Annotated in this window: 9 protein-coding genes; 2 read left to right on the top strand and 7 right to left on the bottom strand. The window is 74.3% G+C overall.

The window, feature by feature from the left end; translation table 11 throughout:
* A partial coding sequence (locus tag AB8A24_RS41855) for a PQQ-binding-like beta-propeller repeat protein (RefSeq protein ID WP_369479118.1) occupies positions 1–1,476 on the top strand: 1,476 nt, incomplete at its 5' end.
* 26 nt (positions 1,477–1,502) lie between these two features.
* Positions 1,503–2,354, top strand: coding sequence for a hypothetical protein (locus tag AB8A24_RS41850; RefSeq protein WP_328962264.1), 852 nt, complete (start codon positions 1,503–1,505; stop codon positions 2,352–2,354).
* Between the two features lie 89 nt (positions 2,355–2,443).
* On the opposite strand, the gene AB8A24_RS41845 is transcribed toward AB8A24_RS41850, so the two are convergent.
* The 7 genes from AB8A24_RS41845 to AB8A24_RS41815 form a co-directional block, all read right to left on the bottom strand.
* The gene (locus AB8A24_RS41845; RefSeq protein WP_369479117.1) at positions 2,444–3,421 is read right to left on the bottom strand and encodes an NAD-dependent epimerase/dehydratase family protein; all 978 of its coding nucleotides are present in this window, start codon (positions 3,419–3,421) and stop codon (positions 2,444–2,446) included.
* Positions 3,422–3,520: 99 nt separating this feature from the next.
* Entirely contained in the window at positions 3,521–4,654 is a 1,134-nt protein-coding gene (locus AB8A24_RS41840) for a hypothetical protein (RefSeq protein ID WP_328962266.1), read from the bottom strand.
* Positions 4,651–5,379: an HAD family hydrolase gene (locus AB8A24_RS41835; RefSeq protein WP_369479116.1), complete on the bottom strand. Its 729-nt coding sequence runs from the start codon at positions 5,377–5,379 to the stop codon at positions 4,651–4,653. The genes AB8A24_RS41840 and AB8A24_RS41835 overlap by 4 nt, the downstream gene beginning before the upstream one ends.
* Positions 5,372–6,628, bottom strand: a complete 1,257-nt coding sequence (locus AB8A24_RS41830; RefSeq protein WP_328962268.1) for an ATP-grasp domain-containing protein — start codon at positions 6,626–6,628, stop codon at positions 5,372–5,374. Before AB8A24_RS41830 ends, AB8A24_RS41835 begins: the two co-directional genes overlap by 8 nt.
* A 3-nt stretch (positions 6,629–6,631) precedes the next feature.
* Positions 6,632–9,157, bottom strand: a complete 2,526-nt coding sequence (locus tag AB8A24_RS41825) for an amino acid adenylation domain-containing protein (RefSeq protein ID WP_369479115.1) — start codon at positions 9,155–9,157, stop codon at positions 6,632–6,634.
* Positions 9,154–10,743, bottom strand: coding sequence for an amino acid adenylation domain-containing protein (locus AB8A24_RS41820; protein WP_328962270.1), 1,590 nt, complete (start codon positions 10,741–10,743; stop codon positions 9,154–9,156). Before AB8A24_RS41820 ends, AB8A24_RS41825 begins: the two co-directional genes overlap by 4 nt.
* Positions 10,740–11,171, bottom strand: a 432-nt coding sequence (locus AB8A24_RS41815) for a phosphopantetheine-binding protein (RefSeq protein WP_369479114.1), incomplete at its 5' end; no start/stop codon positions are given. The genes AB8A24_RS41815 and AB8A24_RS41820, both read right to left, overlap by 4 nt.

The following is an 11,171-nucleotide window of genomic DNA, read 5'->3' as shown; positions in this document are numbered from 1 at the left end:
CCCACCCTGACCGCCCCGCGGTCCGGCGACCGCGGCCGGCCGCGACGGCCCCGGCCCGTGGCCGCCGTCGGCGCCGTCGCGGCGCTGCTCGCCGCCCTGCTCGTGATCGGCGGCGGCGCCTACCACCTCACGGTCCGCGGCGAAAGCGCGGAGCCCCTGGCCGGGCCCACCGGTACGCCCTCGGTCGACCAGGGCGACGGCAAGGGCCCCGGCGGGGGACCCGAGGCCTACGACCCCAACGCCGGCATCCGGGCGGGCGAGGCCCGCGTCTGGCTGCGCGACAACCAGGCCGAGGTGGCCGGGGCGGGGACCTCGCAGTACGGCCCGTGGCGGGTGGGCGACACCGTGGTCAGCGCGATCCCGAGCGGTTTCACCGCGTACGCGGTGGCCGACGGCCAGGAGAAGTGGAAACTCCCGCTCCAGACGCCGCTGTGCGGGATCCCGCCGGCTCCGTCCGCGAACGGCAAGCTCGTCGTGGGGGTGAAGGAGAGCGCCTCGGAGAGCTCGCGCTGCACCCACCTCCAGCAGATCGACCTGACCACGGGGCGGGCGGGCTGGAAGGTTCCGCTGCCACCGGAGAACGAGCACGACAGCTCGACCCAGTTCGAGCTGGCGATCAGCGGTGACACCGTGGTCGTCGTCCGGTCCGCCCTCATGAGCGGGTTCTCGGTCACCGACGGCCGCAAGCTCTTCGGCACGTCGAGCCCGAACGGTTGCTACCCGTACGGCTTCGCCGGGGGCTCGCGGCTGATCGCCATCCGCCAGTGCCCCGACCCGAAGGACGTCGTCGCACGCGGACAGGCGATGGTCGAGGAGCTGGATCCGGCCACGGGCGCCGCGCGGTGGAGCTACAAGTACGCCCCGGACTGGACCGTCGGCCGGGTGCTGTCCGTCGACCCGCTGGTGGTCGCCGCGCACCACAAGGACAAGAAGACCTGGAACCTCACGGCGTTCGCCGCCGACGGCACGGTCCGCTCGCAGAGCGACCCGACCTTCGGGGTCAGCGGCCGGTGCAACGGCTTCGGCAACGCGACCGGCTTCCAGGAGTGCTACGCCGTCGCGGCCGACGCCGACTCGCTCTACATCGGCGCGGGCAAGCCCGGCACCACTCTCGGCATCGACGTCACGAACCAGGTCGTCGCCGTCGACCTGAACACCGGCAAGGAGCGGTGGCGCACCGCCGAGCAGCCCAAGGGGCGCACCATGTGGCCGCTCGCGGTCGAGGACGGCAAGGTCCTCACCTACGTCACCCCGGGCAGCGGCGAGGCGGGGGCGGTCGTCTCCCTCGCCGCGGCCGACGGGGCCTCGCGGCCGGTGCTGCAGAGCCCGGCGGCGGCCGCCGGCCCCGAGGACGTCTTCTACACCCACGGCATCCGCATCGCGTGGGCGGGCGGACGGCTGTTCCTGCTCAACGGCCGGGTCTACGGCCCGGAACCGCGCAAGGCGAGCCGCTCGATCCTGTCCTTCGGCAAGTAGGGCAGGCAGGTACCAGGAGGGGCACCGTGCAGAACCCGTACCAACAGCCGAGTCAGCCCGGCGGCCTGTACCGGCCGCCGCCCTTCCAGGCGCCGCCGGAGCCCGACGCCGGCGGGGGCCGGGTCAGCAGAAAACGACTCGTCGTCGGGATCTGCGCCCTGACCGCCCTGGCGGTCGCCGCCGCCGCGACCGGCGTCGTACTCGGCGTCCGCGAGAACCGGGACCGCGCCTCGGCGGCGGCCGCGGCGTCGGCGGCCGACCCGACGAAGCCGCTCGTCGCGGGCTGGAAGACCGTGATCAACCCCACGCACGGCACCGCGTTCGACGTCCCGCCGGGGTGGGAGGTCCTCGAGCCCCAGGTCTTCAGCGGCTACGAGGACCGCAAGGACACCGAGAAGGTCCTCATCGGGCACACGGCCCCCGCCTTCTACAAGTCCCGGTGGTGCAGCATCGACGCGAACGGCGACGGCCAGGTCACGGACGTCCGGCTCGGCAACGTCGGCACCAAGGGCGCCGGCGGCGCCAAGGACCCCGCCGACATCGCCGTGAAGGAGGCACCCACCTGGGTCTACGCCGCCTACACCCAGCCGGACAAGAGCGTGGTCACATCCGACAAGCCGGTGGCGTACACCACGAAGTCGGGGGTCAAGGGGAGTTACGTCAGAGCGCGTTCCTCGGGCGTCCCGCAGAGCAACCGCTGCGCGGGCGACGGCCAGGCGATCGTCTTCGGCTTCCGGAACTCCCGGGGTGACCTGGTCTCCTGGGACTTCTACGGCCGTACGGGCGTCCCGGGGGCCGTCGACGACGCCCTGATCATGCGCATCCTGAGCACGGTCCGCCTGGCGGGCGACCCGCAGGACCCCGGCCCCGGGCCGTGATCGCCCGTGATCGCCCGTGATCGCCCGTGATCGCCCGTGATCGCCCGTGATCGTCCGGGGCCGTCCGCCCGGCGGTCCGGGCGGTCGCCTCAGCCCTTCAGGAGACGGGCCTCGGCCTCCTCGCCGAGGCCGTCCGCGAGGTTCAGCTCGGCCTCCGGGACGGACTGCTGCCAGGTCCAGGTGTCGGTGACCGTCTCGGTGACCGGGCGGCAGACCAGGCCCGTGGCGTGGGCCCGGGAGACGTCTCCCGTGTGGATCGCGGCGTGGAAGTCCGTGCCCGGCGGGGCCCAGACGGGCAGGTCGGTCCACGGGGAGACCTCGGCGGCGGCGATCGCCTCGGGGGAGGTCCAGCGCAGGTCGGCGGCGCCGCCCGTGACGCGTACGCAGAGGTCCAGGAGTTCACCGATGGTGCTGTGGCCGGGCTGCGAGACGAGGTTGTAGGGGCCGTGCAGGGAGGACTCCAGCGCGTCCAGCAGCCAGGCCGCCAGGTCGCGTACGTCGACGTACTGGAGCGGGGTGTCCCGCGGGCCGGGGGCCGGGATCTCACCGCCCCGGGCAATGCGGGACAGCCACCACGGCAGGCGGCCCGCGTTCTCGCGCGGGCCCAGGATCAGGCCCGGCCGGACCAGCAGGGTGCGGTCCTCGCCGAACGCGCGCAGCACGGCCAGTTCCGACCCCCGCTTGTCGGCCGCGAAGTCGCTCGACTGCGCGTCCGGGTCGCCCTCGGCCAACGGCCCGAACTCGTCCAGGCCCACCGGCACCGGCCAGGCGTACACCGAGCGGCTGGAGACGAAGGCGTGGCGCCCGGTGCGCCCGGCCAGCAGGTCGGCCGCGTCGCGCACCACGGTCGGGGCGCCCGACCAGGTGTCGACGACCGCGTCCCACTCCCCCGTCGTGAGGGCGGCCAGGCCGTCCTCACGCGTGCGGTCGCCGTGGCGGACCCGTACGCCGGGCGGGGCCGGGTGCTCGCCCCGGTGGAAGACGGTCACGTCCCAGCCCCGGGCGACCGCGCCCTCGGCGACGGCGCGCCCCGCGAAGTCCGTTCCGCCCAGCAGCAGCAGCCTCATCCTGGTTCCTTCCGTGGAGCTCGTCCGTCGTGTCGTGCGGCGCGCGAACCCCGCCGGGGGCCGTACGGGCCGCCGGCGGCGTTCGGCGTGGATCCCGGGTCAGCGGGCGGTGCGGTCCCGGTACGCCGTGAAGCGCTCGGCGATCTCCTGGGCGCGACCCTCGGCCTCCGAGAGCTTCATCTCGGCGCAGTCGTAGCCGAGTTCCTCCTTCATGACGGCCATGGCGGAGGGCTCGAAGACGACGGTGCCGTCCGCGCGGATCTCGCTGATGCCGTCGTGCAGCTGCCCGGAGACGTTGATGGCGTGCGCCTCGTCCGCCGTCATGCCGTCGGGGAGCAGCGCACGGAACTTGCCGTTCTCGATCGCCACCGGGTAACCGCCGAGCGCCCCGTCCGCGCCGGGCGCGTGGACCACCGCGTCGCGCCCGTCGGCGAGCGGTTCCAGGACACTGAGCGCGGAGGACGCGGTCATCGTCTGGCCGGGCAGACCGCCGGTGCGGCGGTACGCGCCGGGCAGCCGGTTCAGGAGCTCCGCGACGTCGAGCTCGCCGGTGACGTCGCGCCCGTCGAGGCGGATGCCGAGGCCCATGCCGGCGGGGCCGCTGTTGCCGGTGCGGGACAGGCGGTGCGAGACGTAGTGGTGGGCCACCAGGCGCACCTCGACGTCGGCGGTGCTGCGGCCGAGCTCGTCGGCGGCCACGGCGGTGATGCCAGGGACGTTGTTGGCGACGTTGCCGATGCCGATGTCCGGGGAGAGGCCGATCGCGGTGAGCGCGGGGTGCACGGCGTCGGGGTAGGCGGCGTTGACGACCAGCGCCTGGGTGCCGGAGAGACGGACGGCCTCCATGGCCTTCATCACCGGGACGAGGTGCATGGGCAGCCACGGGCCGTAGTTGGCGGCGTAGACCCGCTGGAAGGCGTCCTGCTGGAGGGTGGAGATGACCCACCAGGACTGGTAGCTGACGGCCAGGAAGATGATGTCGGGGTCGAAGGCGGATATCCGCTCGGCGGTGCGCGCCACGTCCGTGATGTCGGTCCGCGCGTGGCTGACCTCGTTGGTGTGGCCGCGCTGGACGCTGCAGAAGCGCGTCAGGTTGGCGGCCTTCAGGACGGTCTCCTCGTCGCGGCCGACGAGCTGGACGTGGCGCGGGTTCGGGCTGTGCGCCAGCTCGTGGAAGACACGGCGGCCGATGTCGCCGGCACCCAGGACCATGATCTTGCGGGCGTTGTTCATGAGGTACCTCCGAAGTGTGCGGCAGCGGCGAAGGGGGCGACGACGGGCGCCATCAGGTGGGCGTCGCGGACGAGGTGGGGCAGTGCGCGCATGGACGGGAAGGTGAGCGCGCCCTCCCGGTGGGGCGGGGTGGCCGGGTCGGCGGTGTACTGCAGGACCCGCATCCCGGCGGCCACGGCGGCGTCCACGCCGACCGGGCTGTCCTCGACCACGACGCACACCTCGGGCGTGACCCCGCAACTCTCGGCGGCCCAGCGGAACAGCTTCGGGTCGGGCTTCCAGGCGTCGACGTCGTACGCCGAGAAGAGCCGGGTGCCGAAGTGGTGCAGGATCCCGGCCTTCTCCAGGCGGCTGCGCATGATGGCGAGCGGGCTGTTGGAGGCCACGCACATGCGGTCGCCGACGGCGGCGGCGAGCTGTTCGAGGGCGTACGCGACGCCGTCGATGGGCTCGATGCGGTCGCCGATCAGCTCCTCGCACCGGGCGCGGGCGATCGCCATGGCGTCCTGCGGCGGGGCGTTGCCCGACAGGTCCGCCATCAGGTCGAAGCACTCCTGCATCTTCTTGCCGGAGAACAGCTCGTCCCGCTGGTCCTTGTCCAGCCGCAGGCCCATCATCTCGCCGACGTGGGCGATGCCGCCGTTCTCGGCGTCCTGCGTGTCCACGAGTACGCCGTCCAGGTCGAAGACGACGAACTCATCGGCTCGTACGGGGAACTCACTCATAATCGATCCAGTCCACGCTCTCGATGGCGGCGACGGTCGCGGCCAGTTCCTCATGGGTGGCGGTGGAGCCGATGACGGCCGCCGTGTTGCCGCGTGCGCCGATCCGCCAGTCCACGTCCGCGCCGGGCTCGGCGAGGACGACGACCCGGTCGACGTGGGCGAGGCGGCGCAGTGCGGAGACGCCCCGGATGGCGCGCACCCGGCGGGCGCCGATGGGCGGCACGGTCAGGTAGTGGAAGGCGATCGGCCCGCCCTGCTTGACCTCGGGGGTCTCGTACGGGAGGCCGAGCGCGGCGGCGACCGCCACGTACGCGGGGTCGGAGGTGCCGGAGCGGACGGCGAGGTCGTCGACCCAGGCGCCGAGCCGGCCGTTGACCTCGATGACCCGGGGGCCGTCGGCGGTCAGTTTGATCTCGACGTCGGCGACGCCGTGGATGTTCAGGGCGCGCACCGCGCGGCAGGCGAGGTCGCGGACCTCGCGCTCCTCGGCCTCCGGTACGACGGAGAAGCCGCCGTAGCCACCGCGCTCGCGGAACGGCTCGGCCAGGGCGAACTTGCTGGTGACGAACACCGGACGGACGTCGTCCCCGTCGGCCACGCAGTCCACGGCGATGTAGTCGCCCCAGGGCGCCGGGGTGGGCCGCCCGACCAGGAGTTCCTCCAGCATCACGGCCGTCTCGGCGGGTCCGCCGTCGGAGCCGGCGAAGATCGCCGCGAGGGCGGCCCGGCACTCCTCGGGGGTGGCGACGGCCTGCGTGTTGCGGCTGGACGCGCCGATCACCGGCTTGATGATGGCCGGCAGCCCGACGTAGGCGATCGCCTCGTCGGCCTGGTCGGGGTCGGTCAGGGTGCAGAAGCGCACGCTGTCCACGCCCGCCTCGGCGAACCGGCGGCGCTGCAGGTCCTTGTGGGTGATGGCGTCGACGTCGGCCGGCCGGTGGTAGCGCAGGCCGAGGGCCTCGGCGAGCCGCACGGTCGGGGCGATCTGGAACTCGCTGAAGGTGACGATGCCCGCCGGGGCGAGCGCGCGCAGCGCCGCCTCGGTCTGCGCCTCGGTGCGGCCCGCGGTGTTCACGACGGTGCCGACCATCTCCAGGGTCGGGATCATCTCCTGGGCGTGCGCGGTGTCCGCGGTCACGAACACCAGGTCGCAGCCGGCCTGCCGGGCCGCCTCGGCGAGCCGGGTGGGGGCGAGGCTGCCGGCGTCGTAGACGACGAGCAGCACGGGGTTGGCGGGGGTCTCGGTCATGGGTCAGCCTCCGGCCGGGAACGCGCCGGTGCGGCGGGCGACGGTCAGGGCCCCCGCGAGCGACTCGACGGTCGAGTAGGTGAACAGGGTGCGCACCGGGATCTCCAGGCCGAAGTCCTCCTGGAGCCGCAGCGCCACCCGGGTCGCGGTCAGCGAGTCGCCGCCCAAGTCGAAGAAGTCGTCCTGGGCCCCGACCTCGTCGGCGTACAGCGTCTCGGCCCACACCCGGGCCACCGCCCGCTCGGCGGGGGTGCGCGGGGCGATGAACTCGGCCTCCAGGCCGACGCGTTCGCCACCCGGTGCGGGCAGCGCCTTGCGGTCGGTCTTGCCGCTGGTGGTCAGCGGCATCCGGTCCAGGAAGACGTACGTACCGGGCACCATGTAGCCGGGCAGGGTGCGCCCGCACCAGTCGCGCAGCGCGCCGACGCCGGGCACCGGGCGGCCGGACACCGGGACGACGTACGCCACGAGCGTCTTCTCGCCGGGAACGTCCTCGCGGACCGTGACGGCGCACGAGTCGACGTCCTCGTGGACCAGCAACGCCGCCTCGATCTCACCGAGTTCGATGCGGAAGCCGCGCACCTTGACCTGGTGGTCGAGGCGGCCGAGGAACTCCAGGTCGCCGCCGGGCAGCCACCGCACCAGGTCGCCGGTGCGGTAGACCTGGCCGGCCGCGAACGGGTTCCGGGTGAAGCGCTCGGCGGTCAGGTCGTCGCGGCCGAGGTAGCCGCGGGCCACGCCGGCGCCGCCGATGAGCAGCTCGCCGGGTACGCCGACGGGGACCGGGCGGTCGGCGTCGTCGACGACGTACAGCTCGGTGCCGGCGGTGGGGCGGCCGATGGGGACCGTGCCGGTGGCGCTGGTGATCTCGGCGACGGAGGCGTAGACGGTGGTCTCCGTCGGGCCGTAGCCGTTGAGGACGCGGGTGCCGGCGCGCAGCATCCGTGCGGCCAGTTCGGCGGGCAGGGCCTCTCCGGCGGCGAAGATCTCCAGGGCGCGCGGCCGGTCGCCGAGGGCGTCCAGGAGCGGGCGCAGCGCGGACGGCGTGGCCTGTACGAGGGTGACGGCGTGCCGGTCGATCAGCTCGACGAGGGCCGGCGGGTTGTGGATCTGGTCCTGGTACGCGCCGATGATCCGGCCGCCGGTGATCAGCGGCAGGAACACCTCGACGCCCGCGATGTCGAAGGTGGCCGAGGTGGTGAACAGGACCCGCTCGTTCGCCGGCGCCGGGAAGGTCTCCCGCATGCCGCACAGCAGGTTGCGGAAGCCGCCCCGGGTGACGGCGACGCCCTTGGGGGTGCCGGTGGAGCCGGAGGTGTAGAGGACGTAGGCGAGGTGCCCGGGCCCGGCGGCCGCCGCCGGTGCCACGACGGGGGAGGCCGCGATCGCCGCGGCGTCGGTGTCGACCGCGACGAGGGTACGCGGCCCCGCGCCGTCTCCGCCGGACAGCCGGCCGCGCAGCGACTCCTGGGTGACGACCACCGGGGCGGCCGTGTCCCGCAGCACGAACTCCAGGCGGTCGACCGGGTGCTGGGGGTCGAGCGGCACGTAGGCCGCGCCCGAGCGGAGCACCGCGAGCAGCGCCACGATCAGTGCGGGGCCGCGTTCCAGGCAGACCGCGACGGGCACGTCGGGTCCGGCGCCGAGGCCGCGCAGGTGGTGGGCGAGGCGGTCGGCGCGGGCGTCGAGCTCCCGGTAGGTGAGCTCGACGGCGCCGAAGACGACCGCGACGGCGTCGGGCACGCGCCCGGCCTGCTCGGCGACCAGACCGGCCACGTCCGGGGCGGCGTCCGCGTCGGCGGCCTCGGGGAAGGCGGCGCGGCCGCGGCCCCAGACGTCGAGCAGCAGCTCGCGCTCGGCGACGCCGAGCGGGTCGAGCCCCTCCAGCGCGATCCCGGGGGCCTGGGCGATGGTGGTCAGCAGGGTGAGGTAGCCGTCGGTGAGCCGCTCCGCGCTCGCCGCGTCGAACAGCTCCGCGGCGAAGTCGACGCGCAGGCCGAGGCCCTCGCGACCGGCGGCCGGATCCAGGGTCAGGGTCAGGTCGGGCGGGCAGACGCCCTCGGCCCGGTGGGCCGGCCCGTCCGTGAACAGGGCCTGCACCACGGGGTGGTGGCCGTCGGCCGCGGACTCGAACGCGGCGGCGAGGCGGGCCACCGGCAGCGCGGCGGCCCGGCCGCGGGTCAGCGCGGCGTCGGTCCGCGCCACGAGTTCGGCGAAGGCCGGGCCCGCGGTCAGGTCGCAGCGGACGACGGCCAGGCCGCCGTCGGAGCCCGGGACACCCACCGCGAGGTCGCTCCGGCGGGTCCACCGGCCGAGCAGCACCTGGTAGGCGGCGAGCAGTACGGCGGACAGCGGGGCGCCGTACTCGGCGGCCGCCTTGTCCAGCCCCTGCGCCGTGCCGGCCGGGACGGTGCGGGTGACGTGGCCCAGGGCGCCGGTACGCGCCGAGGGGCGCGGCCGGTCGGTGGCCGGCTCCAGCGGTTCCAGGCCCGCCAGTTCGCCTCGCCAGTACTCCAGCGCGTCGGTCATGACCCCTCCGTCGTGTCGAGGATCCGCGCCAGTGCCTTGCGGTCCGTCTTTCCGTTGTCGTTGAGCGGCAGCCCGCCCGGCAGGTGCGTGAGCGAGGCGGGCACCATGTGCAGCGGGAGCAGCTCGCGCAGCCAGGCGTCGAACCGCTCGGGGTCCACCTCGCGGCCCGCGTAGGCGCCGACCAGCTCGGTCTCGCCGTCCGGGCCGGGCAGGGCGAGCACCGCGGCGTCGATGACGTGCGGGTGGCGGTGCACGGCCGCCTCGACCTCGCCGAGCTCGATGCGGAAGCCGCGTACCTTGACCTGCTGGTCGAGGCGGCCCCAGTGCACGTAGAGCCCGTTCTCGCGCCGGACCCGGTCTCCCGTGCGGTACCAGTGGCGGTCGGTCAGCGCGGTGCTGCCGCCGTAGCCCTCCGCGGGGCCGCCGTCGGCCTCGTACGACACGAACCGCCCGGCGTTCTCGCGCGGGTCGAGGTAGCCGCCGAAGCGCTGCGCGCCGCGCACGCACAGCTCGCCCTCGTCGGCCGCCAGGCCGCTCTCGTCCAACAGCACCATCTCCATGCCCGGGAACGGGACGCCGATCGGCACGGTGCCGTTGGAGAACTCCGGCCAGTCCTCGGTCGGTCCGGACAGCGCGTGGTTGGTGCAGCACACCGTCAGCTCGGTGGGCCCGTACACGTTGTGGATCACGGCGTTCGGGGCGACCGCGCGCCACAGTTCGGCGTGCTGCGCGGTGACCGGCTCGGCGCCGAACATGCTGTGCCGCAGGTTCACGGCCCGGCCCAGCGGCAGGTTGCCGAGCCGCTGCGCCTCACGGATCACCGAGGGCACCGAGAACCAGTGGGTGAGCTCACGCTCGACGACGAAGTCGATCGGCCGGTAGAGGTCGGCGGCGAGCGGCACCACCAGGGTGGCGCCGCCGCCCCAGGTCGCGAACAGGTCGATGACGGACGCGTCGAAGGTCAGGCCGAAGGTCTGGGTGAGCCGGGCGCCCGGCGCGATCTCGTACCGCTCGATGGTGTGCGCGAGGAACAGCGAGGTGTTCCGGTGCCGGATCGGCACGCCCTTGGGCTGGCCGGTGGAGCCCGACGTGAACATCAGGTACGCCTCACGGTCCGGGTCGTCCGGGACCGGCGGCAGCGACCGCTCCAGTACCTCGATCGCCGGGCCGGACACCCGCTCGTCCTCGTCGAGGCCGAGGACGGTGGGCCGGTGGCGTTCGGGCAGCCGGGTGAACAGGTCGGCGGACCGGGTGTCCACCAGGGCCACCTCGACACCGGCCCGCTGGGCGATGTCGAGATTGCGCTGCGCGGGGTAGTCGGGGTTCAGCGGGACGACGGCCGCGCCGAGCCGCTGGATCGCCAGGTAGCCGGCGTACGCGGCGACCGAGCGGGTGGCGGCGAGCGCCACCCGGGCGGGCAGGGAGCCGTGCTTGGCGGCGATGCGGTCGGCGAGGGTGAGCGCGAGGGCGCGCAGCTCGCCGTAGGTCAGTACCTCGTCGCCGATCTCCAGGGCGGGCAGGCCGGTGTGACGCAGGGCCGATTCCTCGAACCACTGGTAGAGCGTGCGCTGTTGCCGGTCGTTCATCGCTTCCTCGGTATCGGTGTGCTGGTCTGGCGGACGCGGCCGCGGGCGCGCATGGCCTCGGCGCGGGCCTGGGCCCGGCTCTGCCCGCGCTCCCCGGCGGCCGACGGGGCGTCCGTGGCGGGGGCGCCGCCCAGGAAGGTGGCCATGGCCTTGACGGTGGAGTGCCGGAACAGGTCCACGACGTCGACCTCGCGGTCCAGTGCGCTGCGCAGCCGGTCGCGCAGCCGGATCAGGAGCAGCGAGTTGCCGCCGACGTCGAAGAAGTTCTCCGACGCGCCGACGGTGCGGCCCAGCACCTGCTCCCAGGCCGCGGCGACGGTCCGCTCGGCGTCGCTCGCCGGCTGCGCGTCGGCCCCGTCGGCCGGCTGCGCGGCCTCGGCGGCGACCGCCTCGGCGAGCAGCTCGGCGATCGCCTCCCGGTCGGGGCG

Origin of the sequence: Streptomyces sp. BF23-19 (genome assembly GCF_041106355.1) — a bacterium.
GTDB lineage: Bacteria > Actinomycetota > Actinomycetes > Streptomycetales > Streptomycetaceae > Streptomyces > Streptomyces virginiae_A.
The sequence above is the reverse complement of the archived record's forward strand: the minus strand, read 5'-3'. Positions and strand labels throughout refer to the sequence as shown.